Raw genomic sequence first — 25,232 nt, 5'->3', positions numbered from 1 at the left:
CGCTCAGGGCGCATAGGCAGGCAGTCGCAGGTTCAGGTCGAGTTCGGCGTTCCGTTCGCGATACAGGGCCGCGTCGGCTGCAAGCCCCGCGTCGCCCCAGGCCCATGCCCCGCGCTGGAAGACTTCGTACAGGCCCATGGTCTCGGTCTTGTCGAGTTCGGGCCAGGGCCATTCGGTCTCGCGACCGGCCCATTGGGCCATGAAGGTCGTCGCGTTCCTCAGCGACCGGCCGTCGTCGCCTTGCCAGTTCCACAGATCGACGCCGACGCATTGGCCGAGCTGGGCCAGGTCGAACGAGGCCGTTAGCGTCCAGGTCGAATAGTGCAGCGACCGGGTGCGCGTCAGCTCCTGCGGAAGGCTGCCGTCCGTGGCGAACTGGGGCGCGATGCGGGCGGTCTTGAACCGCTCGGCGATCGCCCGGGCGACCTCGTCCATCCCGGCGTAGAGGGCGAACTCCGAGATCAGCATGTCGTAGTAGATGCCGTGGTTGTTGGTGGCGGCCTTCTCGGCGCGGCCGATCTCGCTGGTGGCCATCCATTGGACCAGGTCGGCGAACCAGTCGCGCAGCGAGGCCCGATCCGCGTCGGTCAGGGCGGTGGACGTATCCAGCAGGCCGAGCGACTCGACCACCTTGACCAGGCGGGTGGCGTCGATGACCCCCTCGGCGCGACCGGAGACGCGACCCGGCACCGCCTGGCCGTGGTTGAAGTTGGGGTTCATCCGGGTTTCGGGCGTCAGGAACCAGACCTTGATGAAGGCCGCGGCCTGGGTCGCGTAACGCTCATCGCCGGTGAAGTAATAGGCGAGCGACAGGGCCTGGACGTCCTGGCTCATGTCTTCCAGATCGCTCAGGTCGAAGGCGTTGGTGGCGCGTTCCGGATTGAACTGACCGTCGCGCCGGACATAGGGCAGGCCGTCCGGCTGGGCCGGGTCGGGCCACCAGTAGGGGCCCATGCTCATATAGTCGTGCCGGTCGCCGCTGGCGGGCATCTGGGTCTTGTCGACGACCGTGTAGGGCCCCCGCGCCAGGGCGGCGTTCGCGCGTGCCAGCATCGCCGCGCGGGCGGGCTGGAGCGTCGCGTCGGTGGCGATCCGCGCCTTGACCGTCTCCAGCCAGTCGGGCCGCCACAGGAAAGTGCGGCGGCCGTCGAAGGCCGAGGCATAGCCCATCGAGCCTTCGCAGACCGGAGTTTGCGCCAGGACCGGCGTCGCGGTTGCGACGACGGCCATGACGACGGCGAGGAGGGATGAGCGGATCATCGGCCTGTCGCGATCAGTACCGGAACACGATGCCGGCATAGATCTGGGGCGTGCTTTCGCTGACCTCGGTAATCGAGTCCTCGCCGGCCTTGTAGAGGATGTCCCGCTCGTTGAGCACGTTCAGGGCCTGGGCCTTGAGCTGCATGTGCTCGTTGATCCGGTAGCTGGCCGAGAGGTTCAGATAGCCTGCGCCCTGGACGCCCCGGTTGGTCGAGCTGTTGGGCTTGGAATAGTCCGAACGGTAACGGTAGGCGGCGCGCAGCTGGAGCCCGGTGCCCTCCCAGAAGACCGAGGCGTTGCCGCTGTGACGCGACAGGCCGCGCAGGTTGGCCGGATCGACATAGGGAGCGACCGCCGAGGGGTCGGGGAACTCGAAATCGGCCTCGGCATAGTTATAGCCCGCCGAGACGCCAAGGCCGCTCCACAGGCCCGGCAGATTGGTGAAGACGTGGCTGGCCGACAGCTCGACCCCGTACAGGTGGCGCTGCTCGGTGTCGTTGGCCGGCGCGACGGCATTGAAGGTGACCTCGACGCCGTTGGCGATGATCGAGGTCGTGAACGGCTGCACCGCATCGAAGGCGGCGCCCTTCACCAGCTTGTAATAGGGCGCGATCGAGAAGCTGGTGTCGGCGTTCAGATAGAACTCCAGCGAGCTGTCGAAATTCCACGCTTCCAGCGGCTTCAGGTTCGGGTTGCCTGTCTGGGAGTTGGCCAGGACGCCGGCGACGGTGGTCGCGGTCGCATCGACGATCGGGTTGATGCCGACGTTGAACTCCTCGATGCCGACGCGGGCGATGGCGCGCGACACGCCGAAGCGCAGACGGACTTGGTCGCTGAGGTCGAAGTTGAGGTTGGCGCTCGGCAGCCAGTAGTCGTAGTCGCCCTCGCCCGTGATCTGGGTCAGGGTGCCCGGCACGACGACGATGGTCGCGGCCGAACCGGCGATCGACGGCGTGACCGTGACGGCGGAACGGAAGCCTCGCGCCTCGACCTGGGTCGAGACGTAGCGCAGGCCCACATTGCCGCTGACGGGGATATTGCCCCAGTCGGTCCCGAAGGAAGTCATCGCATAGAGGGCGCTGATCGTCTCGGTGACGTCGATGTCCTCCGGCCCGCGCGAGTCGGCCAGCAGTGGGTTGGTCTCGCGGCCGGTATAGGCGCGGAACAGGCAGTCGTTGTCGAACTGGGCCCAGGACCGGATGTTGGTCGAGGACTCGCTCATGAAGTCGGTGGTGGCGAACGGAACCCGGCACTGGCTGTTGGCCTGGGCGACGATCTGGGCGGCCGTCATGCCGTCGCGGGCGATCGGGATGGAGACGTCGGCGTTGTTGCTCAGGTCTGTCTCACGCGTGTGTTCCGACACCCGGGCGCCGAAGCCGATCGAGCGGAAGAAGCCTTCGTCACCCAGGTCGTAGGTCCCGTCGACGCGGGCGGCGGCGATCGCGTCCTCGCGGTCGGTGACCAGACGATAGCGGGCATAGTTGGTGTTGGCGGCGGGCGTGGCGACCAGGAAGTTCGCCGAGTTGTTCACGTCGAAATCGACGAAGTTCACGCTGGGGACCGCGTCGTCCGTGCCGTCCAGCGTATAGACCGCCCGACGGTTGGACCGCATGTTGGTGGCCTTCTGCAGCTCGGTGCGGTGCGACTGCGAGTATGAAATATCGCCCGTCAGCGTCAGGCGATCACCCTGCCAGCGTGTGAACAGGCCGCCGCCGATGTATTCCTCTTCGCGCAGGCGATCCTCGAGCTGAATCTCCAGGTTGGAGTTGCCGGTGTAGCTGATCAGGGCGCCGTCCGAGAAACCGTTGCCCTGGCCGCCGATGATCAGGGGGCGGATGCCGCGCGCGGCTTCGGTGATGGCGAGCTGGTTGCGGTTCTCGAGGCTGGAGCGGTTCGAGTACTGGCCGTCCAGGGTGAAGTCGAGGCGATCGGTCGGACGCCACTGGATCGCGCCGAGCAGCCCGTCGCGGGTCTCGGACGTGTTGATCTGGCGGAAGGTCCGCGAGGTGGTGCCGAAATAGAGCGGGCCTTGCGTGGTCCCTGCCTGGTTGGCGGCGCTGAGGTTCGGGCGCAGGGCGCAGTTGAAGCTGGTTCCGGCCGCCGTCTGCTGGGCCGCCGCGCCCGTGATCAGGGTCGGGTTGTTGGCCGAGGTGTCGCAGGGAATGAAGGCGGAGTTGGTGGTGTAATAGTCCTCCGGCACCGCCTGGTCCTGATGCTGATACCCAATGCTCAGTCCCAGGTCGCCGATGCCCGTGTCGAGCCAGCGGTTGGTCCAGGAAATATTGGCCCGGTAGCCCATGCCGTCGCGGCCCAGGATGGCGTCGTCCTTCGGCTGATAGACGGCGCGGTATTCGGCCTGGAGCCGCGGCGTGGCTTCCAGCGGACGGATCGAGCGCAGGTCGATGACGCCGGCGATCCCGCCCTCGGCGAAGTCCGCCTGCTGCGACTTGTAGACCAGAACGCCGTTCACGAGCTCGGACGGGAACTGCTGGAAGGCGACCGAACGGTCGGGGCCCGCTGTCGAGACCTCGCGGCCGTTGAAGGTCGAGAAGGAGAGGGTGGGGCCGAGGCCCCGGACCGACAGTTCATTGGCGTTGCCCTTGAACCGGTCGGCGGTGACGCCCGTGATCCGCTCCAGCGTGTCGCCGACGGAGTTGTCGGGCAGGGAGCCGATCTCGTCATTGACGATGGCGTCGACGATGGTCGCCGTCTCGCGCTTCACGGCGATGGAGTTGCGCTGGGTGGCGCGGATGCCGGTGACGACGACCTCGTCGACCGAGGACTCCTCGTCCTGCGGCGCGGGGGCCGTGTCCGGCGCGGTCTGCGCGAAGGCGGCGGTGGTGATCGCCATCGAGGCGACAGACGACAGAAGCAGGACGCGGCCCGCGCGGAGCGATACGGTGGTCATGGTGATTTCCCCTCTAGGACGTTTCTTTGCGCCCGTTGGCCGGGCGATCTTGAAAACAGGCTAGACCGGAAATGACACCGGTGACAAGATTGGTCTGGCCAAAATATCCCGGAGCAACCGGGAGCGGCATTGGGAGATGAAGATGTTCGGACTGAAACAGGTGCTCGTCGTCGCGCAGGCGGCGCTCGCTTTGGCGATCGCAGACAGCGCCCAAGCCAGCCCGGCTGCGGCCGATCCCGCCGTCGTCGCCCAGGCGCGTCGGGTGGCCGACTGGCAGCTCGCGCACATGGACAGGTTCGACTACGTCTCGACCTTCCGAGACCACACCGAAGACCCCATCGACTGGATCCAGGCCACCTTCTGGGCCGGGCTGACCGACCTGTCCGACCTGACCGGTGACGCGCGCTACGCGGACGCGGTCGTCGCTCACGGCCAGGCCAACGGCTGGGGTTTCGGACCCCGACCGCGTCACGCCGACGCCGACGCCATCGGTCACGCCTGGGTCTGGTCGGCCGCCAGGGCCGAGGGCGAGGCGCGCGCCGAGCGTCTGGCGCCGATCCGCGCCCGGTTCGACGCCGTCCTCGCCGCGCCGAGCGACGCCTCCCTGATCTTCGGCGAGGAGCGGGGCGAGCGGTCCTGCCAGGTCCGCTGGTGCTGGTCGGACGCGGTCTTCATGGCGCCGCCGGTGTGGGCCGCCCTGTCCAGCGTCACGGGCGAACAGGCCTACTGGCGACATGCCGACCGCGAGATGCAGGCCACGATCGCCCAGCTCTATGACGCAGAAGATCACCTATTCTATCGCGACAGCCGTTTCATCGGGCGGCCGGGGCCCAGCGGCGAGAAGGTCTTCTGGAGCCGGGGTAACGGCTGGTCCTACGCCGGTCTGGCCAAGATCCTAGAGGTCCTGCCGACCGACGATCCGTCACGCGCCGCCTACGTCGAACTCTTCCAGCAGATGTCCGAGCGCATTCGCGGCCTGCAGGGGGCCGAGGGCTACTGGCCCGTCTCCCTGCTCGACGCCGGCGGTCCGCCCGAGACCAGCGGCACGGCCTTCTTCGTCTACGGCATGGCATGGGGCGTGAACCACGGCCTGCTCGACAAGGCGACCTTCGGCCCTTCGGTCTCGCGCGGCTGGCAGGCCCTGGATCGCGCGGTCCAGGCTGATGGTCGTCTGGGTTGGGTGCAGCAGGTCGGCTATGCGCCCGATCAGGTCGCGGCGACCGACACCCAGCTCTATGGCGTCGGCGCCCTGCTGATGGCCGCATCGGAGGTCGCCCTGCGAGATGATTGGTAAGGCCAGTTGACGCTTCGGTCAGGCCGCCATACCGTGAACCTCTGCTCTCCTAAGGCAGACGCCTCCGGGGGGCGGCCTGCAGGCCGTCCCCCCTTTTCATTCCAAGAGTGTCCCATGCGTCGTGTCCCCGTTCTCGCCGCGTTCGTCCTCGGCATCGCGGCGGTCCCGGCTGCGACTTTCGCCCAGGAGCGCGGCGTCCTCTACCGCACCGCGCCGCCGATGAACCAAACGGTCGAGGACCGCGTCCGTCCCCAGATCGAGCTTCTGCTCGAAGCCCTGGCCGCCGAGGGGAGGGACTATCGTCTGGACGGGGTCGAGGTCTTCGAGGCCCAGGACAAGTTCCTTCCGGGCAAGATCGCCATCGGCATGTCGCATCTTCTGGTCGCCACCTCGCGCGACGACCCCGCCTTTGCGGAGCGGCTGGCCGCGTTTCGTCGGCTGTCCGACCTGACGCTGGAAGACGTCAACGACAGCTGGGGAATCTATTATTTTATCTCGGCCCTGCACGAGCTGGAGACCGCCGGCCTGCTGGACGAGGCCATCAGTCCGGAAACACTGGCGCGTCTGCGCGAAAGGCTGGACTGGCGCGCCTTCGTGCGCGAACCGGACCTGACCCTGATCGACCTGCCCAACAACTACTATGGCGTGGCCTTCAGCATCGCCCGGCTGCGGTTCCTCCTGGGCTGGGAGGACGCCTCCGCCTCGGAGGCTTTGCTGGCGAAAACCCTCCAGCATTTCCGCGACTATTCAGGCGAATACGGTTTCGCCGACGAGACCTCTGGCGAGGGTCGGTTCGACCGCTACTCCGTCCTGCTGATCGGCGAGATCGCCCAGCGGTTCATCGAGACCGGCGTGGAGCCGCCGCCGGAAGTGCGCGAGTGGCTGCGTAAGTCCGTCGACCTGATGTTGCCCCGCCTCAACCTGCGCGGCGAGGGGTTCGAATACGGCCGCAGCATCGGAGTCTATGGCGAGACGGCCTTTCTGGAGGTGCTGACGGCCGCCGCCGCGCTCGACGTCCTGACCGACGAAGAGCAGGCGATGGCCTATGCCTTTTCCTCGCGCGTCGCGGCCCGTTACGTCGACTTTTGGCTGGATAGCGGGACCGGGTCGGTCAACCTGTGGGACCATGGCCGAAAGACGGACGCCTATCGCGGCAAGCACCGGATCCTCGGCGAGAACCTCAGCCTGTCGCACCAGCTGATCTACACCAATGCGATCTGGAACCGGCTGGGCCTGACGAACACCGCCCCGGACGCCGGGTTCGCGGCGTGGCTGGACGGGCAGCCGCGTTCGATGACGACCTGGTTCGCGCGCGGGGACCACGACCGCGTGCTGGTCACCTACCGCGACGGCGACCGGGTCATAGGCCTGCCCCTGATCAACGGCGGCCCGACGCAGCATATGCACACGCCCTACTTCCCGATCCCCTTCTCGCCCGGCGTTCTGTCCGGCTCGGCGGACGAGACCTTCCCCCAGATGATCCCGCGCCTGACCCTGGCCGACGGCGCGGTGTTGCAACCCCTGTCCTATTTCAAGGACGTCGAGATCGAGGAGGCCGGCGAACGCACGACCGTCTCCTATCGCCAGGACGAACTCGACCGGATGGGAGAGGAGGCCCCGCGGCCCGACGCGCGCGCGCAGATCCGGACCCGCTATGTCCTCGAGCCCGGCGCCATCACCCGAAGCGACGAGATCGCAGTAACGGGCGCCGCCGTGATCGATCTGGAGTTCCCCGTCTTCTCGCGCGGCGCGACGACGGACGGCCAGGTCATCCGCTTCGCTCAGGGCGAGGTCGCGTCCTTCGAGGCGACCGGCATGACCTGCGCCCCGACCGAGAATTTCGACGCCGCCATCTACGCCAGCCCGATCGGCGCCTTCCGCACCCTGATCCGCTGCCGCGCCGAGATCACGGACCACGCCAGCCTGTCGTGGCGGATCGGTTTCGCGCCGTAAGAGAAGTTGCAACACAACCTAAAGTTAATCGACGGGCTGTAGAACCGGTCGCGACCCGCATGGTGAGCGCCGATGACCTTGATCCGCCGTATCCGCAAACTGACGAGCCAGCCCGCCTTCCGGGCCGAGCCCGTCAGCGTCCTGTCGCGCGCCGCTCACCTTGCGGTCGCCGGTGCGAGCGGTCGCAATCCGACCTTCCATCTGACCCGCGACGGGCGCGAGCGGATGCGTGCGCCGGCGGATCTGCGCTACACCACCATCACCGCCTTTTTGCTGCGCGACTGGGTCGAGCCGGAGTTGCGCCAGTTGGAGCGTCTGCTGTCGCCGGGCGACGTCTTCATCGACGTCGGCGCCAACATCGGCCTCTACGCGTTGAAGGCCGCGCGTTTGGTCGGCCCGACCGGCCGAGTTCTGGCCCTGGAGCCGGGCGTCGAGGCCTATGGCCATCTGACCGCAAACCTCGCCCTGAACGATTTCGGCTGGGCCGAGGCGATGAAGGTCGCCGCCTCCGACCGGGCCGGCGAGGCGATCCTGCACCACGTCCCGCTCGGCAACGACCCCCAGGCCTTTTCCCTGATCGCCAACGACCGCGCGAAGGCGGGCGAGACGGTCGAGACCCTGACGCTGGACAGCCTGATCGCGCGCTGCGACCTCACACGCGTCGACCTGATCAAGATCGACGTGGAGGGCGCCGAGCCTATGGTCGTCGCCGGTGCGCGCGGACTTCTGGCACGGTTCAAGCCGGCCGTGATCTTCGAATGCAACGCCCACATCAATGCTGGCGGCGGCACGGACGCGGCGGCGACCGAGACCTGGAGGCGGCTGGCCGAGGCCGGCTATCGGTTCCACCGACTGATTGACCAGACCTTCGTCCTGATCGCCGAACCGCCGAACGATTTCTGCAACCTCATCGCCGTCCATGCGGCGCGTCGCCCGCCTTTTGTGTCACAGGTCTAGCTGAGGCAGTTTCCGGCGCGCGGCCGAGGCGATCGCCAGCGCGCCGCCGATCCAGATCATGGCGCTGGCCAGGGCCGCCCCGACCGCGCCGAACGGGGGCGTCAGCGCGAAGCACAGGGCGATGCAGAAGGCCAGTTGCCACAGGCTGTTCCGGCGCAAGACCCGCTCCTCGCCCGCCATCGCCAGCAACAGGTCGCGCGACGGAAACAGACAATAGGCCAGCTGTCCCGCCAGCAGGATCAACAGCACCGGCAAACCCTGCGTCACGGGCACGCTGAGCAGGCCCAGCAACGGCTCCGACCCCAGGGCCAACGCCGCGATCAGAGGCAGACACAGGGCGATCGTCGCTCTGCGGTTCTCGACCGCCGACGCCTTCAGCGCCGCCCAGTCGCCCAGCCGATGATGCCGCGCGAAATGCGGCGCCGACATCGCGCCCAGGCTCAGCACCACGATGGTCACCAGCATGGCCAGCCGGCTGCACAGAGAGAATGTGCTGACCGCCTCCGGCGCGGCGAACGCACCCAGGATCAGGACCGGGAGGGTGATCAGCATCGCCTGGCAGACATCGACCACGACCAGTCGTCGCGCGCCGCTCCACAGGCTGTCCAGGGTCCTGGCCGACGACACCTGCGGAGATCGCCGCGACCAGCGCGTCGCGACAACCAGCCCCAGACCCAGCAGGGCGCAAGCTCCGAACGACCCGGCATAGGCGAGCAGCAGCCCATTGAGGGTGTCCGCCCCCAGGCTGAGGGCGACGAGGGACAGCACCGGTGGCAGCGCGTTCATCACCATCTGCCCCGCCGCGCCCCGCTCCAGGCCGATGAGCACATGGGCCACGGCGAAGGCCAGGTTCTGCACCGGGATGATCAGGGCCGCGAGCATCAGGACCGACGCCATGTCCGCCTGGCCCGTCCAGTGCTCGGCGATGACCGGCGCCGCGCCCGCGAGCGCCAGCCCCGCCGCCGTGCTGGCCATCAGGATTGCCCCGCCCGCCGTCATCGCCGCTCGCCGCGCGGCATCGACATCGCCCACCGCCAGCTCGGCCGCGACATGTCGCGTCACCGGCTTCTCCAGGCCGAGCCGGGCCAGTGTCGAGACGATCTGGATGACGCCCAGCGCCAGAAAGAACCGCCCCGCGTCATGCCCGCCCAGCGCCCGTGCGGCGAGAGCATAGAGGGCGAACTTGGCGGCCGCCTCCAGTCCGCGCGAGCCCAGCGAAACGATCACGGCCGGCCGAGCTCCGGCCAGCAAGCCGACGATCCGGGCCACGGGCATGGCGGTTCTCAGACGGGCGAATAGCGTCGCGGGCGACATGCGGACTCCGGATCGTGGTCGCATCTCGTTTACCAATCACATGCTACCCAAACGTGTATTGAGGTCGCCGGACCGCAGGCGATGTTTTGAGGTCGGGCGTTGAGCCAACTGGTCCAGACCATAGACGAGCCGCCCGCCACGCCGAGGGGCCTGTTGTCTCCGCGCGACGCCCTGATCCATGTCTTCTACAATCTGAAGGCGATCCTGGTCTGTCTGTTGATCGGTCTGGCGCTGGGCGTCGGCGCGGCGGTCCTGACCCCGCCGAAGTTCACGGCCGCCAGCCTGGTTCTCCTCCGCATCGGGGCGACCGAGGCTGCTCAGGAAGGACTGAACGGACCCCAGACCTATCAGGGCGGCGAAGCCATACTGCGCGCGCTTCAGTCCGAGGTTCAGATCGTCCGCAGCGACCCGGTGATCCAGGCCGCGATGATGAAACTGGCGGAGGCGAGCGGCCGCGATCCCGACGTCGAACCGGCGGCCATGGGGAAGTTCGCCAAAGCCCTGAAGGTCGAGATCGAGGACGGCTCGAACGTCCTTCGCATCGCCTTCGTCAGCGGGGATCGTGAGCAGGCGCTGGCGGCGGTCCAGGCCGTGATCGACGCCTACATCGACCGCCGCGCCGAACTCTACGTCAACGCTTCGCGGGACCGTCAGAACCGCGAGATCGCCCGCTACGACACCGCGCTGGGCCAGACCGAAGGGGAGATACAGCAGATCCGCCTCGATCACGACGTGCTCGACATCGATAAGGATATCGCCCTGGCCTCGGATCGGCACGAGGCCCTGACCCAGCGCCTGGGTCAGGCGCAGGAACGGAGCGGCGCCGTCTCCGCCGAACTGGCCGCCGTGACCCGTCAGCTGGCGACGGCGCCGGAGCGCGTTCTGGACAGTCAGGAGCGGACCAACTCGACCCCCAATGACGAGGCGCGCAACACCCTGTTGCGCCTGCGTCAGGACCGCGCCCACATCGTCGAACAGTACAATGAGGACTGGCCGGGACTGGCCGAGATCGACGCCCGGATCGCCGCCGCCCAGGCCCAGATCGTCGAGAACGCCCAGGACATCCGATCGAGCGACCGCACCGTCCGCAACCCCGTCGCCGACCTGCTGGTCCAGCGCCGCGCCTCGCTCGGCATCGAGCTTGCGTCCCTGCAGCGTCAGTCGGCCGAACTGGCGACGCAGCTGGCCGCCGCCCGCGCCCGCGTCGCCGACCTGCGCATCGCCGAGATGAGGCTGCACGATCTGGAGCGCAGCCGCTCCGCCTCCGAGACTATTCATCGCAGCCTGCTGATCGGCCGCGCCGGCGCCGCGCTCGAGGATCAGGCCGTCGACGATCGCAACACCACGGTCCGCGTCGTCCAGCCGCCGACCGCGCCCCTGACGGGACGTGACCTGCGCCCCACCCTCATCCTCGCCGGCCTCGCCCTGGGGGTCGCCTTAGCCATCGCTGCGACGGCGGTCGGCATCGTCCTGCGACAGGTCTTCATCGCGCCGGGAGAGGCGGAAACTTCGCTCGGCCTCGAAGCGGTCATGACCCTCGACGCCACCGCCTCGAACCTTCGCTCCGACGCCGGGCTGACGGCCATGGCGCGGCTGGCCGGTCTTCTTCTCGATCTCGAGATCGACGGCCGTTCCTTGCAGGTCTTCCAGTTCGTCGGCGATGACGCGGGCGCCAAATGTCGGCTGGCTCTCGGCGTCGCCCAGGCCATGGCCGCGCGCGCCGACGGCCCGGTCCTGCTGATCGACCTCGACGCCGCCGATCACTATCGCCGCAAGGCCGGGGAGGCGGTGCAGACCTTGTCCGCCGGTGCGTCGCGCCTCGATGTCGCCCGTTCCGCCTCCGCCGGTCTCTGGGCCGCCCTCAACCCGCTCCAGACGCCGCTCGGCTCGCCTGGCGCGACGGGGGACGAAGCTCGCGCCTTCCTGGACCTGATGCGTGGCGCTTTCAGCCGGATCGTGCTGGTCGGGGCCCGTGACTTCGATATGCCCGAGGCGCGCCGTCTCCATGCCCTGGCCGACGCCAGCCTCCTGATCGTCCAGGCGGAGGCCACCCGCGCCCCGACCGCGCGACGCATGCGTGAGGTCGTTCTGGCCTCCGGCGGCGACCTGCTGGGCTTCGTCTTCACTGGCCGCAAACATCATGTCCCGGGGGCGATCTACCGATGGCTATGATCTCCTCTCGCCGCCTCGCCGTCATCGGCCTGGCGCTGATGGCGACCGGCTGCGGCACGACCCAGTCGCTGCGTCCGCATGAGCGCGAGCCCCGTCGCTTCGCGCCCTGGAGCGACGCTGCGCCCGCCTACCGCCTCGGCGTCGGCGATCGCCTGAAGGTGGACTATCTGCTGACGCCGGAGCTCACCCAGGACGTCGTGGTCGAACCGGACGGCTTCGTCAGCCTGCGCGTGGCGGGACGCCTCCCGGCCCAGAACCTGACGCCGAGCGAGCTGGAAACGGCGATCCAGATCGCCTCCGCCCGACGCCTGCGGCAGCCGATCGTCAGCCTCTCGGTCGCCGAGGCCCGCGCCGCGCGGATCATCGTCGGCGGAGCGGTTCAGAGGCCCGGCGTCTATCCCCTCCCGGCCCGCGCCTCGACGCTGGAGGCCGTCATGCTGGCGGGCGGCTTCTCGCCCGAAAGCCGGATGGACCAGGTCGTGGTCATCCGCCAGAGGCCGGGCGCCGACGCCATGCTCCGCACCGTCGACCTGCGCCGTTTCGTCGAGCGCGGCGAGGCGGGCGACGGCATCGCCCTGGCCTCGGAGGATATCGTCTTCGTGCCCCGTAGCCGCATCGCCGAGCTTGATCTGTGGATCGACCAGTACGTCAATCGGCTGCTGCCGTTCAGCCGATCGGTCTCCTACGCCAACACCTTCGGTGCCGTGCCATGAGCGTCTTCGCGCGTCGCTGTTTCCTCGGCGTCGAGTTCACGCCTCTGGCTCTGGAGACGGCCGTCGCAAAGATCGTCGCCCGCGACCCCGCCGCCGCCTTCGCCTTCGTCGTCACCCCCAACGCCCAGCATGTGGTCGCCGCCCGCTCCGGCGACGACCGGTTCGCAGGCCCACAGGAAAGGGCGTGGATGGTGCTGAACGACAGCCGCATCCTGCGCCTCCTGTCGCGGGTTCTGTTCGGCCGCGACCTGCCCGTCGCGGCGGGCAGCGATCTCGTCGCCCGCCTGTTCGAGATCGGGGTTCCGGCCGAGGCGACCGTGACCCTGATCGGCGGAGACGCCGAGGTGGAGGCCGCCCTCCGGCGCCGGTTCGGCCTTCGCCACGTCGCCCGCCTGACCCCATCGTTCGGCTTCTGGCGCGACCCGGTGGAGGTCGAACAATGCCTCGCCTTCGTTCGCGCCCATCCGGCCCGCTACGTCTTCCTGATCGCCGGCGCGCCCCAGTCGGAGGACCTGGCCCGACGCCTGACGGAGACGCCCGACGTCACCGGTATCGGCCTGTGCGTCGGCAGCGCGCTCAACTTCCTCACCGGCCGCATCCGTCGCGCACCCCGATGGATGCGGGAGGGGGGGCTGGAATGGGCCTGGCGGCTGGCGCTGAACCCGAGAGGCCATTTCCGCCGGGTCTTCATCGAGTCCGCCCCCATCCTCTGGATCGCCCTGGTCGAGCGACTGCGGACGGCCCGGCGTCCGGCATGACGGCGGCGCGCAGGGGTCGGGTCCTTCGGGCTGGACCGACCCCGTCGGCAATCGTCGGGACGGCTGAGCCGATCTGGCCCGCGGCCCTTGTGACCCTCGCCCTGCCGATGTTCGGCGGGGTCTTCGCCTATGTCGTCGACGCGCTGCCGCTTTACCTGCTGGCCAAGGCCTGGCCGGTCCTGACGGCCCCTCTGGCCCTGTTCGCGATCTGGAGGCTGAACCCGCCTTATCAGCCGCTTGTGCTGGCCGCCTGCGCCTGGCTCCTGGGCGTAACGCCCTTCATCAGCGTGACCCAGCTGGGCAACGACGTCTTCGGCGCACTGGCCTCTACCGCCAAGATCTGGCCCCTGACCGGCGCCCTGGGGGCCGCTGCCTGCCTTTGGCTCATCCGTCCGGGTTCGCGTGACCTGACGAAGGGGATCGTCGTCCTCGCGGTCGTCACCTTCGGTTTTCTGGTCGGGGCCTGGCTGTTCGCGCCCGACGCCCTGTTCCAGCAGGGGATCGAGGACACCAAGGTCTTCCTCAGCGATGCCGAGCGTGGCCGTCGCATCAATGCACCGATGATGTTCGGGATCCTGGCCTTGTTCCTGATCAACCGCTCGTTCTGGCGAAGGCCGGCGATCTGGAAGGCCCTGCTGATCGGCCTCGGCCTCGTCGCCATGATCCTGGGTTACAAGCAGCGCGCCCAGATCGGTGGAACGATCGTCGGTCTAGGCCTCGGCGCCCTTCTCGGCCTGCGCCGCTGGCAGGGGCCGGCGATGATGATGGCGACGGCGATCGTGATCGCGGCGGCGCTTCCGGTGGTGCTGTGGCTGGGTCAGGATGCGGTCGACAGTCTCGGCGGCTCGCTCTCGATGCGACAGATCGAGGCGGAACACGCGCTCGCCTTCCTCAACGACGAGCCCTGGCGCTGGATCACGGGCGTCGGCAGTGCGACACGCGTCGGCAATGTCACGCTCGGCGACATCGTCGGCACCCCCTTCTTCTTCCCGTCCGATCTCGGCTGGCTGGGTGTGGTGTTCGAGTACGGGGTGATCGGCGCCGGACTGATGCTGGCGCTCCACCTACTCGCGATCCGGATGGCGTGGGAGGCGATGCAACGCGGGCTCCTGATCGGCGCCGCCGTGTTCGACTATGCGATCTTCCTGCTGGCCGTGTCGCCCGTGGTATCGGTGGTGCTGTCGCCGGGAGAGCTGGCGACGGTCCTGGCCCTGTCCTGGTGGTTGGTCAGAAGACCTCCGGCCCCATCAGGTGCCGCGTCAGGGTCTGCGCCATGATGCTGAGATCGAGCTGCAGCGACCAGTTGCGCATGTAATCCAGGTCGAGCTCGACCCCTCTCTGGGCCTTTTCCAGCGTGTCGATGCCGCCGCGCATGCCGTTGATCTGGGCCCAGCCGGTGATGCCGGGCTTGATCTGGTGACGCGCCGCATAGGTCCGCACCGCCTCGGCATAGGCGTCCGACCCGATGCGCATTCCGGCGACGTGCGGGCGTGGCCCGACGATGGACATTTCTCCGCGCAGGACGTTCAGCAACTGCGGCAGTTCGTCGATGGAGGTGCGCCGCAGCAGGGCGCCGATCTTCGTAATGCGGGGATTGCCGCGCATCTGTCCACCCGCGCCGTCGTCGGTCAGATCGACGGTCATGGTGCGCAGCTTGTAGATCGAGAACGGGCGACCGTTGAAGCCGATCCGGTCCTGGCGGAACAGCACCGGCCCCCCACCCGACAGGGCGACGGCCGCAGCGGCGACGGCGACGATCGGGGCCGTCAGCACGACGGCGCAGGCGGCGACGACATAGTCCTGAGCCTGCTTGACCAGCCCTTGCGTGCCCCGGAACGGGTGGCGGGTCAGCTGCAGGGCGGGGATGCCGGCGACCTGAGTCAGGGCGTTCGAGCGCGACAGGAAGCCGGGCCGCTCCAGTGGGGTCACGACGTCGGCGGAGATCCACTGCAGCCGGTCGCCGAGCGCGAAGACATCTTCCGACCGGCTCCACGGCAGGGCCAGGACGATCAAGTCCACCCGCCGCGTCTGGGCCAGACGCCGCAGATCCTCGACCGTGCCGGTGACGCCGGGAGACCGATCGTCGAACAGGCCGACCAGTTCGAGGTCTCTATGCCACGCGTCCTGGCGGATGCGACGGATCAGGTCGCCCGCCATCAGGGTCGCGCCGACCACTGCGACACGCCGCCGGAGCGACCCGCGTGTCCACAGGGCGTCGACGACCAGGGCGCAGGCCAGGCGGCCCATCCCCAGTCCGAGCAACACCGCCAGCAGCCACAATGAGAGCCACAGGTTGGCGGCCAGCACATCGGGCTCGAAGGCCCAGACGACCGCGCGGTTCGACAGCGCCGCCAGGGTCACGCCCACGATGAGGTCGAGCGCCTGGCCGCGCACCCGACGATACCGCTCGACCCGATACCCGCCCCAGGTCGCGAGCGACGCCACGAAGACCACGGCGCCGACCAGCCCGGCGATCACCGTCTGCCAGATCGAGAGCGGCGGCGGGCCCGCGATGTCGAGATAATGGAAGATCAGGGCGACGCCGAAGATCACCGCCGCGTCCACGGCTCCGACCATCCGGTTCATCATTCCCATGGAGACGCGGACGAAGGGCGTGGTGGTCGCCGCCTGACGGCGGGGCCGACGACGGCGATCGGGGACTGGCCGGTTTCGGGAACCGTCCGACACGGACGGATCGGAGAGGATCTGGAGCGTCACGGCCGGAACACCCGAATGCAATCTGAAGTGGTCACGGGCGCACTTCGTTCGGGACGGTGGTCAGGGCGGGGGCGATGGAATCCGGCACGCGCGGGCGGGGCTTGAAGGCGGCGATCAGGGGGCGCTCCAGCCAAAGATGAGCGAACCATCCGACGACGGAGGTGACCACGACGGCGCTCGCGACATAGAGCCAGGGTGAGACTTCGACGCCCGCCAGAACGAGGCCCTGAGCCATGGCCGACAGCAGGACCGGATGGATCATGTAGAGAGGGTAGGACGCATCCCCGATCGCCTTCAGCACCGGGATGGACGCCAGCCGGCCGGTCTGTTCGATCGCGACCAGACCGGCCACGATCAGCGCGGCCGGCAGGGCCAGCAGGATCAGTCTTCCACTGGCCTGCGCATCGATCACGGCGCCGCCCGCGAGCAGCAGCGCGACGCCCAGGCCGAAGACCGCGCCCCCATGCTTCAGCCAGGCCTTCGGCAGACGCGGGATCACCATCGCCAGCCCCACGCCCAGCGCCATTTCAGCCATGAAGGGCGAGGCGTAGAAGCGGGCGATTTCAGGCAGGGGCAGGGGAGAAATCGCCGCCAGCACCAGAAGCGCACCGATCACGAAGGCACCCCGCGACCTGGCGCTCAGAGCCAGGCCGACGGTCAGCAGCAGGTAGAAGGCCATCTCGTAGTTCAGCGTCCAACCGGGGATCATCACCGGCTTCAGACCCGCCGCCTCGACCGGGTTGGGCCAGGCGACGAACAGGTAGGAGGCGACCACATGGGGCAGGTCGAACCGGGTGCTCTGCAACAGCTGCGGCGCGACCAGCAGCAGGATCACCATGACCGTGGTCAAGAGCCAGTAGAGCGGCACGACCCGCGCCAGCCGCTTGCGCAGAAACACCCAGGGCGAGGTCGGACGTTCGCTGAGGATCAGCCACATCACATAGCCGGAGATGATGAAGAAGACCTCGATCCCGGCCTGCAGGACCTGGGTCTCGGCAAGTCCCGCCTGACCCTGGGCGTGCCAGACCACGACCCCGAGCGCGGCGGCCGCGCGGAGGTACTGGATGGAGACCAGTTCGGTGCGATGCGGAGCTGCGACGGGAGATGCAGTCATGGGTGCGCCTTTCACGGTTCGCACTCATAGGTTGCACATCAGGTATTGAGGATCGGTGTCGGCCTTGGCCGCAGTCGCCCCCTGATCCGGGCCTATTCGGCGGGGGAGGCCAGTCCCATTCGAACCAGGGCCGAGAGGCTGGTCGCCTGCATCTTGCTCATGACCTTGGCCCGGAAGATCTCGACCGTGCGCGGGCTGATGGCCAGCTCGGCGGCGATCTCCTTGTTCGATCGTCCCTCGACCAAGGCGCGGAAGACCTGGTTTTCGCGCTGGCTCAACAGGGCGATGCGCTCGGCGACCTCGGCGCGCGTCTGAAGCGCGGTCTTCTGTGCGGACAGATGCCCCAGGCAGCCGCGCACGGCCTCCAGCAGTCGATTGGGATCGAAGGGCTTCTCGATGAAGTCGACGACGCCCGCCTTCATCATCTGCACGGCCATCGGCACATCGGCGTGGCCGGTGATGACGATGACCGGCCAGGCGTGGCCTTTCAACTCGGTCAGGCGACGCACGACCTCCGTCCCGTCCATGTCGGGCATGCGGACGTCGGTGATGACGCAGGCCGAATCGACCTCGGGCAGATTGGCCAGCAGTTCGGTGCCGCTCGCGAAAGCGCGGGCGCGAACGCCCTCGGCGCGCAAAAGCATCAGCAGCGAATCGCGGACGTCCTCGTCATCTTCGGCGATCAGGACGGTGATTGAATTCATGCCTCCACAAGCTCCCTCTCACGCATCAGACAGAACGAGAAGGCGGCCCCGCCCAGTGGGCTGGCCTCCACCTTCAGCGTCCCGCCGTGGCTGTCGATGATCGTACGCGTCACCGACAGGCCCAGGCCCATTCCCCCGGACTTCGTACTCATCATCGGGCGGAAGATCGATTCCATATCGGCCGTCGCGATCCCGACGCCGTTGTCCTCGACGCGGATCTCATAGGCCTCGGGCGAGATCGCCCGGCCGGTGACGACCACCCGCGGATCGGACTTGCCCTCCAGCGCCTCGACCGCATTCCGGATCAGATTGACCATCGCCTGCTGAAACTGGATCCGTTCGGCCCAGACGGCGTCGCTACCGGCCTCGATGTTCAACTCGATCGATACGCCGGCCGCGCGCCCGATCATCGCCAGGACCCCGTCGATATCGGCCATCATCGAACGGGCGCTCTCGACGTCCAGACCCCGGCTCTCGTGGGCCAGAAGCTCGCGCATGCGCCGGATGATCTGGCCCGCCCGCAGCAGCTGCGCCTTGGCCAGATCGGTCGTCCGACTGGCGCTCTCCGCCGCCGGGCCCGCCGTTTTCATGTCGCTCTGAGCGGCATGCAGATAGGTGACCGCCGCGCTCAGGGGCTGGTTCAACTCGTGCGACAGCGACGCCGCCATCTCGCCCAGGGAGTTCAGGCGCCAGACCCGGTTCAACTGGGCGTGCATGTCGCGGGCATGAGCTTCGGCGGCGTGGGAATCCGTCAGGTCCGTCAGGCACAGAATGGCATGATCCGGATCGGTCTCGTCCTCGTTCAGCCCCAGCTGAATGTTGAGGTCCAGCCGCCGGCCGTCGCCCCTGCGCCCGCCCCATGTCCTCTGCGCATTGAGATGACCGTCCTGGGCGGTCATTTCGGCCAGATCGAAATCATCGACGAACAGATTGAACGGCTCGCCGATCGCCAGGCTCTCTGGGGCGGCGAGAATGCAGGACGCCGACGGGGTCAACGACCGCACCATCCCTTGCCGGTCCAGCGTCACGACCGGCACCGACGCCAGAATGGTCTTCAGCATGTGATCCCGACGGGCCAGCCGTCGCGCCAGTTCGCCTGCGTTTGTCCGGTAGTCGCGCAGACGACGGAAGCCTTCCGCCACCGTCCAGGCGACGACGGCGAACAGAACCGCATTGGCTATGGTGTCGATGCTGTGGTCCCGAGGGACGAGGGCCACGTTGGCACCGATGGCCAGGACGATGGCGAAGACGGTCTCGCGCCGTCCGGCAAGGAAGGCGGTCGCCATCACAGCAGGCAACATCGGCAGATAGTAGAAGCTGCCGAAGCCCTCCAGCGCCGCCCGGATTCCGAGGGCGGCCAGAACTGCGATCAAGGCCACCGGATAGCCCGCCCACGGCGATCGCAGCAGCCTGGCCGCCTTCTCCCGGATCGTCGCGGATGCGTCCCCTCGCGACATCAAGCCGCCTCAATCAGCCTGGGTCGAAGTGCCCAGTTCGTCGGTCTTGTGATGATTCGCACCGTCATCGGTGTGTAATCAACGTCAATATTGGACGTTAAATTTCATTCCAGAATGAAAATCGGCGACCGGACAAGGGCCTGGATCCCCGCCCGGCGGGCCTTTCCGGTGATAAGTAGTCCTACCTAGGTGAAGATTCACCAATAATACGGTGACGCTGGCCATCCTTGGATCATCATCCAAGGAACCCTTTCCATGACCTCTTCCATCCGCAACCGCGTGCAGAATGCCCGGTTCGCATCGACCCTACTGGCCGCCGTAGCAGTGGTCGCCCCGGCCGCCGCCTCCGCGCAGGACATCAGCTGGACCGTCGGCGTCGCCAGCCAATACACGGGCAAAGGCCTCGGCAAGTCGAACGGCGAAGTCGCCCCCTACGGCTCGGTCGAAGTCAGCACCGGCCAGGTCTACGCCAGCGTCTTCGTCTCGACGGCGGAAATTTCGTCCGGCGCCGATTCCGAAACCGTCTCACAGATCGGCTGGCGGCCGACCGTCGGCACGGTCAAGTTCGACCTCGCCGTTCTGAACCGCGACCTGCCCGGCACTCGCGCCGGCGTCGACAACAACTATTTCGAGTACCAGGCGGACGCGACCCGCGCCTTCGGCCCCGTCACCACCCGTCTTCGCGTCAACTACACGCCCGACGGTTTCGCCGCGACGCGCGAAGCCTGGTGGATCGAGCTGCAAGGCACGGTGGCGCTGGACGCCAAGACCAAGGCCAGTATCGCGGTCGCCGATCGCTCGGCTGACGGCGGCGCGGAATACGTCGCCTGGAACGCCGGCGTGAAGCGCAAGCTGACCGACAACGTCTCTGCGGACCTGCGTTGGTACGACACCGACAGCCACGATTTCGGCGAGCCCTATGAAGGCCGATTGGTCGGTTCGTTAAGCATTAGCTTCTAACTCTCTCGCCATACTTCCTGTCCGATACCCCAAGGAATCCCGCAGTGTTCTTCACCAATCTTCCCATCGGCAAAAAACTGGCGATCGCCTTCGCCGCCGTCTTGCTGGCGATCGGCGCCATGGGGGCTACGATCTTCCTCAATCTGCAGGCGATGGCGAAGGCGGGTGAGGCGCGCAGCGCCGCGAACCAGATCGTGCGTGACACCGCCCAGGTCGAACTCAAGCTGGCGAAACAGGAGAACTCCCTTCGAGGCTACCTGATCTCTCTGGACGACTTCTACATCGAACGGCTGAACGCTCACCGCGCGGACTTCAAGTCCGGCCTGGCCGACATCCGCGAAACGGGCGGGCCGGCGGTCGACGCTCATGTCCAGACGATCGAAGCCGCCGGCGACAAATGGTTCGAGGAGATCGCCGCGAAGGTTCCCGCCTTGGCCGCGGATCCGGCGACCCTTGCCCAGGCGAGAACGATGGTCGGACCCGACAGCCTGTCCGATACCCTGATGGGCCAGGTCGAGGCGCCCCTGGAGGAACTGAAGGTTGAGGAGGCGGCCAGTCTGACCCAGACTAGGGATGCCCAGGCGGCTGCGGCCCAGAACGCCCTGATCGCCCTGGTGGTCGGGCTGGTCGCGGCCCTGCTGATCGCGATCGGCGCCGCCTTCACCCTGACCCGGGGCATCGTCGGCCCGACCAACGTCCTGATCGGCCACATGCGTCGGCTGATCGGAGGAGACACCGCCTTCGAAGTCGCAGAGAGTGTTCGCAAGGACGAGTTCGGCGAGATGGGCCGCGCGGTTCTGGCCTTCCGTGACGCCGCCATCGACAAGACCCGTCTGGAAGCCGAGGGCGCCGCCCTGCGCGGCCAGTCGGACGAGGAGCGCGCCCGCAACCAGCGCGCCGCCGAGGCCGCCGCCCGTGAACAGGCCGCCGTCGTCGCCGCCCTGGGCGAAGGCCTGGATCACCTGACGCGCGGCGACCTGACCTACAGCATCAGCCAGTCCTTCCCCGACGACTATGTGAAGCTGAAGGACGACTTCAACGCCGCCATCGCTCAGCTGAAGGACGCCATGTCGGTCGTGGCCGGAAATGTCTCGGCGATCCGGTCCGGCGCCGGTGAGATCGCCCAGGCCTCCGACGACCTGTCGCGTCGCACGGAACAACAGGCCGCCAGCCTGGAAGAGACCGCCGCCGCCCTGGACGAGATCACCGCCACGGTGAACCGCACCGCCTCGGGCGCCCGTCAGGCCTCCGAGACTGTTCAGGCCGCCAAGGGCGACGCCGAGACCTCGGGCGTCGTGGTTCGTGACGCTGTCGGCGCCATGGGCGCGATCGAGAAGTCGGCCCAGGAGATCAGCCAGATCATCGGCGTCATCGATGAGATCGCCTTCCAGACCAACCTGCTGGCCCTGAACGCCGGCGTCGAGGCCGCGCGTGCCGGTGACGCAGGCCGCGGCTTCGCGGTCGTCGCCTCCGAAGTCCGGGCCCTTGCCCAGCGTTCGGCCGAGGCCGCCAAGGAGATCAAGACGCTGATCTCGGCCTCGACCACCCAGGTCAACGCCGGTGTCGCCCTGGTCGGTCAGACGGGCGAAGCGCTGCAACGCATCGTCGGCCGCGTCGCCGAGATCGACGGCCTGGTGTCCGAGATCGCCGCCTCCGCCCAGGAACAGGCGACCGGCCTCCAGCAGGTCAACACCGCCGTGAACCAGATGGACCAGGTCACGCAACAGAACGCCGCGATGGTCGAGGAATCGACCGCCGCCAGCCACTCTCTGTCGCAGGAGGCTCAAAGCCTGGCCGGTTCGGTCGCCCGCTTCCAGATCGGCGCGGTCGCTCCGGCGGCTCGCACCTCCCACGCCCCGGCTCGCCCGGCCCAACGCGCCGTCGCCCAGATGCGCACGGTCGGTCACGGCGGCGCGGCCCGCAAGCCCGCGCCGGTCGTGTCGGAAGACGGTTGGGAAGAGTTCTGATGACCGCTTCCATCTCCCTTCCGGCCATTCTCGACCTGGCCCAGGCCGAGCCTCTGAAGGCGGCCCTCCTGCCGATGCGCGGTCAGTCCGTCGTCATCGACGCCTCGCGCGTCGAGCGTCTGGGCGGCCTCTGCCTACAGGTCCTGATCTCGGCCCAGCAGACCTGGGCCAGGGACGGCCATTCTTTGAAGATCGACGACGTCTCGCCTGAGTTCGCCGATCAGTGGAACGCGTTCGGGGCCGCCGAGGCCACCCCCCAAGGAGCCTTCTCGTGACCAAGACCATCCTGACCATCGACGACAGCCGCACCATGCGCGACATGCTGATGATGGCCCTGGTCGACGCGGGCTACCGCGTCATCCAGGCCGTCGACGGCATCGACGGGCTGGAGACGCTCGCGGCCGAAGGCGCCGACATCATCATCACCGACATCAACATGCCCCGCATGGACGGCTTCGGCGTGATCGAGGGCGTTCGTGCCGACCCGGCCCACCGCGCCACCCCGGTCCTGGTCCTGACGACCGAAAGCGATGCGGCCAAGAAGCAGCGCGCCCGCGACGCCGGCGCGACCGGCTGGATCGTCAAGCCGTTCGACCCCGCCAAGCTGGTCGAAGCCGTGCGACGCGTGGCGGCCTGACCCATGAGCGACGCGGCAGATCCGTTTGAGGCCATCAAGGTCGTCTTCTTCCAGGAGTGCGACGAGTTGCTCGGCGACCTGGAGACGGGCCTGCTGGCGATCGAGCAGGGGGACACCGACACCGAGACGGTCAACGCCGTCTTCCGGGCAGTTCACTCCGTCAAGGGCGGTGCGGGGGCGTTCGGCCTGGAGGCCCTGGTCCGGTTCGCCCACGTCTTCGAGACCCTGCTGGACGAGATTCGTTCGGGGCGGAAGCCGTGCGACGACGTCACGGTCAAGACCCTGCTGCGCGCCTCCGACGTCCTGGCCGACCACATCGCCGCCGCGCGCGGTCAGGGCGCGCCGGTCGATGAGGCCCGCTCCGCCGGTCTGGTCGCCGAGCTGGAGGCCCTGACGCACGGCGAGGCCGTGGCTTCGGCGGCCGAAGTCTCCGCGCCCGAGCCCGAGCCAGTCTTCGCACCCGTCCCGATGAGCATGGACCTGGAGGGCGACGATTTCGGCTTCAAGCCGGTCGCCTTCAACCTCGCCGATCTGGGCGGCTCGGTTGAAGCCGAGCCTTCGCCCGCATCGTCGGACGACGCCTGGCGGGTCGTGTTCCATCCTCATGGCCGCATGTACGTCAACGCCAACGAGACGGCGATCCTGCTGCGCGAGCTGGCGCGTCTGGGCGAGACGACCGTCACGCTCGACGTTTCCGCCGTGCCGGATCTGGATGTGCTGGACCCCGAGGAATCCTATCTGTCCTGGACCGTCGACCTGGTCACGGAAGGTGGCGAGGCCGCGATCCGCGACGTGTTCGACTTCGTCGAGACCGACTGCGACCTGTCGATCCGCCCCGCCTCGGCCGCCGCGCCGGTGGAGCAGGCCGCTTCGGTCGAGGCCCCTTCGGAACCCGAGTTCGACATCGCCGCCCTTCTGGCCCGCGCTCAGGAAGAGGTCGTCGCCGCACCCCCGTCTGCGCCCATCGCAGAACCGGTCGCCGTGGTTGCGACTCCAGAAATCCCGGCGGCACAACCGCTGACACAGCCGATCGCCGTGCCGACTGCGCCGGCCGTGCAACCGGGGCCCGCCCCTGCGCCCACGCCCGCCGCGAGCGCCCCGGCGGCCCCCACCGCACCGGCGCAACCGGCCCCCGTAACCATCCGCGTCGACCTCGACCGGGTGGATCGCCTGATCAACGTCGTCGGCGAACTGGTCATCCAGCAGGCGATGCTGGCCCAGCGCGTGATCGAGAGCGGCCTGGCCCGTTCGTCCGGCATCTCGGTCGGTCTGGAAGACCTCGAGCTGCTGACGCGCGAGATCCAGGACAGCGTCATGGCCATCCGGGCCCAGCCCGTGAAGTCCGTCTTCCAGCGCATGCCGCGTCTCGTCCGCGAAGTCGGCGAGATGACCGGCAAGCGCGTCAAACTGGTCACCGCCGGCGAAGACACCGAGGTCGACAAGACCGTGGTCGAACGTCTGGCCGAGCCGATCACCCATATGCTGCGCAACGCCATCGACCATGGGCTGGAAAGCCCGGACGCTCGCGTCGCCGCCGGCAAGCCCGCCGAGGGCACGGTGCGTCTGGCCGCCCTGCACCGTTCGGGCCGGATCGTCATCGAAATCTCCGACGACGGCGCCGGCATCAACCGCGAACGGGTCAAGGGCATCGCCATCTCGCGCGGCTTGATCGCCGAGGACGCGTCCCTGACCGACGACGAGATCGACAACCTGATCTTCCTGCCGGGCTTCTCGACGGCCGAGACCATCACCGACGTCTCGGGGCGCGGCGTGGGCATGGACGTGGTCCGTCGTTCGATCCAGGCCCTGGGCGGCCGCATCTCGATCTCGTCCAATCCGGGCAAGGGTTCGACCTTCACCCTCAGCCTGCCGCTGACGCTGGCGGTGCTCGACGGCATGGTCGTCACCGGCGCCGAACAGACCCTGGTCGCGCCCTTGACCGCGATCGTCGAGAGCCTGACTCCGCGCCTGGAGGACATCCACTTCGTCGGCGGCCACGACCCGGTGATCCGGTTCCGCGACCAGTTCGTGCCCCTGATCGACGTCGCCCTCGGCATGGGCTTCCGCGACACCCCGGTCGCGCCGGAGACCGGCGTCGCCGTCGTCGTCGAGACCGAGGGCGGCACGCGCGCCGCCCTCCTGTTCGACGCGATCCAAGGCCAGCGTCAGGTCGTCATCAAGAGCCTCGAGACCAACTACCAGCAGGTCGACGGCGTCGCCGCCGCGACCATCCTCGGAGACGGCCGGGTCGCCCTGATCCTGGACGTCGATTCCATCGTCGCCTCCTCGCGTCGCCGCTTCGTGCGCCACGAGACCGCCCGTACCGAACTCAAGATCGCGAGCTGA

General features: G+C 68.1%; 19 protein-coding genes. 12 read left to right on the top strand and 7 right to left on the bottom strand.

The window, feature by feature from the left end; translation table 11 throughout:
* Nucleotides 1-3: 3 nt before the first annotated feature.
* Together ACW171_RS08445 and ACW171_RS08440 are read right to left on the bottom strand one after the other, a co-directional pair.
* Nucleotides 4-1,260 carry an alginate lyase family protein gene (locus ACW171_RS08445; RefSeq protein WP_492092732.1) on the bottom strand — a complete coding sequence of 419 codons (1,257 nt, stop codon included), beginning with the start codon at nt 1,258-1,260 and terminating at the stop codon, nt 4-6.
* A 13-nt stretch (nt 1,261-1,273) separates the two neighbouring features.
* Nucleotides 1,274-4,168, bottom strand: a complete 2,895-nt coding sequence (locus ACW171_RS08440) for a TonB-dependent receptor (RefSeq protein ID WP_492092731.1) — start codon at nt 4,166-4,168, stop codon at nt 1,274-1,276.
* Between the two features lie 142 nt (nt 4,169-4,310).
* Here ACW171_RS08440 and ACW171_RS08435 point away from each other — a divergent pair, with 142 nt between their 5' ends.
* The 3 genes from ACW171_RS08435 to ACW171_RS08425 all read left to right on the top strand — a co-directional run bounded on the left by ACW171_RS08435 (nt 4,311) and on the right by ACW171_RS08425 (nt 8,372).
* Nucleotides 4,311-5,462 (top strand): glycoside hydrolase family 88/105 protein, encoded by a 1,152-nt coding sequence (locus ACW171_RS08435; protein WP_492092730.1) that lies wholly within the window; start codon nt 4,311-4,313, stop codon nt 5,460-5,462.
* A gap of 114 nt (nt 5,463-5,576) precedes the next feature.
* Nucleotides 5,577-7,415: a hypothetical protein gene (locus ACW171_RS08430; RefSeq protein ID WP_492092729.1), complete on the top strand. Its 1,839-nt coding sequence runs from the start codon at nt 5,577-5,579 to the stop codon at nt 7,413-7,415.
* A 72-nt stretch (nt 7,416-7,487) separates the two neighbouring features.
* Nucleotides 7,488-8,372: an FkbM family methyltransferase gene (locus ACW171_RS08425; protein WP_492092728.1), complete on the top strand. Its 885-nt coding sequence runs from the start codon at nt 7,488-7,490 to the stop codon at nt 8,370-8,372.
* Here ACW171_RS08425 and ACW171_RS08420 read toward each other — a convergent pair.
* Nucleotides 8,361-9,686, bottom strand: a complete 1,326-nt coding sequence (locus ACW171_RS08420) for a lipopolysaccharide biosynthesis protein (RefSeq protein WP_492092727.1) — start codon at nt 9,684-9,686, stop codon at nt 8,361-8,363. The two genes, ACW171_RS08425 and ACW171_RS08420, sit on opposite strands and share 12 nt — an antisense overlap.
* Before the next feature lie 99 nt (nt 9,687-9,785).
* Between ACW171_RS08420 and ACW171_RS08415 the strand changes: the two genes are divergently transcribed.
* The 4 genes from ACW171_RS08415 (at nt 9,786) to ACW171_RS08400 (ending at nt 14,606) form a co-directional block, all read left to right on the top strand.
* On the top strand, nt 9,786-11,858 hold the full coding sequence (locus ACW171_RS08415; protein WP_492092726.1) for a GumC family protein: 2,073 nt from the start codon (nt 9,786-9,788) through the stop codon (nt 11,856-11,858).
* Entirely contained in the window at nt 11,849-12,571 is a 723-nt protein-coding gene (locus tag ACW171_RS08410; protein WP_492092725.1) for a polysaccharide biosynthesis/export family protein, read from the top strand. The genes ACW171_RS08415 and ACW171_RS08410 overlap by 10 nt, the downstream gene beginning before the upstream one ends.
* On the top strand, nt 12,568-13,329 hold the full coding sequence (locus ACW171_RS08405; protein WP_492092724.1) for a WecB/TagA/CpsF family glycosyltransferase: 762 nt from the start codon (nt 12,568-12,570) through the stop codon (nt 13,327-13,329). Before ACW171_RS08410 ends, ACW171_RS08405 begins: the two co-directional genes overlap by 4 nt.
* A gap of 89 nt (nt 13,330-13,418) precedes the next feature.
* On the top strand, nt 13,419-14,606 hold the full coding sequence (locus ACW171_RS08400) for a hypothetical protein (protein WP_492092723.1): 1,188 nt from the start codon (nt 13,419-13,421) through the stop codon (nt 14,604-14,606).
* Here ACW171_RS08400 and ACW171_RS08395 read toward each other — a convergent pair.
* The 4 genes from ACW171_RS08395 to ACW171_RS08380 form a co-directional block, all read right to left on the bottom strand.
* On the bottom strand, nt 14,557-16,047 hold the full coding sequence (locus ACW171_RS08395) for an exopolysaccharide biosynthesis polyprenyl glycosylphosphotransferase (RefSeq protein ID WP_492092722.1): 1,491 nt from the start codon (nt 16,045-16,047) through the stop codon (nt 14,557-14,559). The two genes, ACW171_RS08400 and ACW171_RS08395, sit on opposite strands and share 50 nt — an antisense overlap.
* A gap of 31 nt (nt 16,048-16,078) precedes the next feature.
* A complete protein-coding gene (locus ACW171_RS08390) occupies nt 16,079-17,161 on the bottom strand; it encodes an acyltransferase family protein (RefSeq protein ID WP_492092721.1) in 1,083 nt (360 codons plus the stop codon).
* A gap of 92 nt (nt 17,162-17,253) precedes the next feature.
* Nucleotides 17,254-17,865, bottom strand: coding sequence for a response regulator transcription factor (locus ACW171_RS08385; protein ID WP_492092720.1), 612 nt, complete (start codon nt 17,863-17,865; stop codon nt 17,254-17,256).
* Nucleotides 17,862-19,322 (bottom strand): ATP-binding protein, encoded by a 1,461-nt coding sequence (locus ACW171_RS08380; RefSeq protein WP_492092719.1) that lies wholly within the window; start codon nt 19,320-19,322, stop codon nt 17,862-17,864. Before ACW171_RS08380 ends, ACW171_RS08385 begins: the two co-directional genes overlap by 4 nt.
* A gap of 255 nt (nt 19,323-19,577) precedes the next feature.
* On the opposite strand from ACW171_RS08380, the gene ACW171_RS08375 reads away from it, so the two are divergent.
* Genes ACW171_RS08375 through ACW171_RS08355 form a run of 5 tightly spaced genes read left to right on the top strand, consistent with a single transcriptional unit; the run spans nt 19,578 to nt 25,232 of the window.
* Nucleotides 19,578-20,282, top strand: a complete 705-nt coding sequence (locus ACW171_RS08375) for a TorF family putative porin (protein ID WP_492092718.1) — start codon at nt 19,578-19,580, stop codon at nt 20,280-20,282.
* Between the two features lie 44 nt (nt 20,283-20,326).
* Nucleotides 20,327-22,249: a methyl-accepting chemotaxis protein gene (locus ACW171_RS08370; protein ID WP_492092717.1), complete on the top strand. Its 1,923-nt coding sequence runs from the start codon at nt 20,327-20,329 to the stop codon at nt 22,247-22,249.
* A complete protein-coding gene (locus ACW171_RS08365; RefSeq protein WP_492092716.1) occupies nt 22,249-22,524 on the top strand; it encodes an STAS domain-containing protein in 276 nt (91 codons plus the stop codon). The genes ACW171_RS08370 and ACW171_RS08365 overlap by 1 nt, the downstream gene beginning before the upstream one ends.
* The gene (locus tag ACW171_RS08360; RefSeq protein ID WP_492092715.1) at nt 22,521-22,886 is read left to right on the top strand and encodes a response regulator; all 366 of its coding nucleotides are present in this window, start codon (nt 22,521-22,523) and stop codon (nt 22,884-22,886) included. The genes ACW171_RS08365 and ACW171_RS08360 overlap by 4 nt, the downstream gene beginning before the upstream one ends.
* 3 nt (nt 22,887-22,889) lie before the next feature.
* Nucleotides 22,890-25,232 (top strand): chemotaxis protein CheA, encoded by a 2,343-nt coding sequence (locus ACW171_RS08355; protein ID WP_492092714.1) that lies wholly within the window; start codon nt 22,890-22,892, stop codon nt 25,230-25,232.

It is taken from the genome of Brevundimonas sp. FV1ye28 (assembly GCF_058681135.1).
Note: the sequence above shows the minus strand (reverse complement) of the source record. Positions and strands in the feature narration are given on the sequence as shown.

Coding starts and splice junctions, on each gene's coding strand:
- ACW171_RS08410 (WP_492092725.1), top strand. CDS start 11,849: ATGGCTATGATCTCCTCTCGCCGCCTCGCCGTCATCGGCCTGGCGCTG.
- ACW171_RS08365 (WP_492092716.1), top strand. CDS start 22,249: ATGACCGCTTCCATCTCCCTTCCGGCCATTCTCGACCTGGCCCAGGCC.
- ACW171_RS08375 (WP_492092718.1), top strand. CDS start 19,578: ATGACCTCTTCCATCCGCAACCGCGTGCAGAATGCCCGGTTCGCATCG.
- ACW171_RS08440 (WP_492092731.1), bottom strand. CDS start 4,168: ATGACCACCGTATCGCTCCGCGCGGGCCGCGTCCTGCTTCTGTCGTCT.
- ACW171_RS08380 (WP_492092719.1), bottom strand. CDS start 19,322: ATGTCGCGAGGGGACGCATCCGCGACGATCCGGGAGAAGGCGGCCAGG.
- ACW171_RS08405 (WP_492092724.1), top strand. CDS start 12,568: ATGAGCGTCTTCGCGCGTCGCTGTTTCCTCGGCGTCGAGTTCACGCCT.
- ACW171_RS08430 (WP_492092729.1), top strand. CDS start 5,577: ATGCGTCGTGTCCCCGTTCTCGCCGCGTTCGTCCTCGGCATCGCGGCG.
- ACW171_RS08355 (WP_492092714.1), top strand. CDS start 22,890: ATGAGCGACGCGGCAGATCCGTTTGAGGCCATCAAGGTCGTCTTCTTC.
- ACW171_RS08435 (WP_492092730.1), top strand. CDS start 4,311: ATGTTCGGACTGAAACAGGTGCTCGTCGTCGCGCAGGCGGCGCTCGCT.
- ACW171_RS08385 (WP_492092720.1), bottom strand. CDS start 17,865: ATGAATTCAATCACCGTCCTGATCGCCGAAGATGACGAGGACGTCCGC.
- ACW171_RS08420 (WP_492092727.1), bottom strand. CDS start 9,686: ATGTCGCCCGCGACGCTATTCGCCCGTCTGAGAACCGCCATGCCCGTG.
- ACW171_RS08445 (WP_492092732.1), bottom strand. CDS start 1,260: ATGATCCGCTCATCCCTCCTCGCCGTCGTCATGGCCGTCGTCGCAACC.
- ACW171_RS08390 (WP_492092721.1), bottom strand. CDS start 17,161: ATGACTGCATCTCCCGTCGCAGCTCCGCATCGCACCGAACTGGTCTCC.
- ACW171_RS08425 (WP_492092728.1), top strand. CDS start 7,488: ATGACCTTGATCCGCCGTATCCGCAAACTGACGAGCCAGCCCGCCTTC.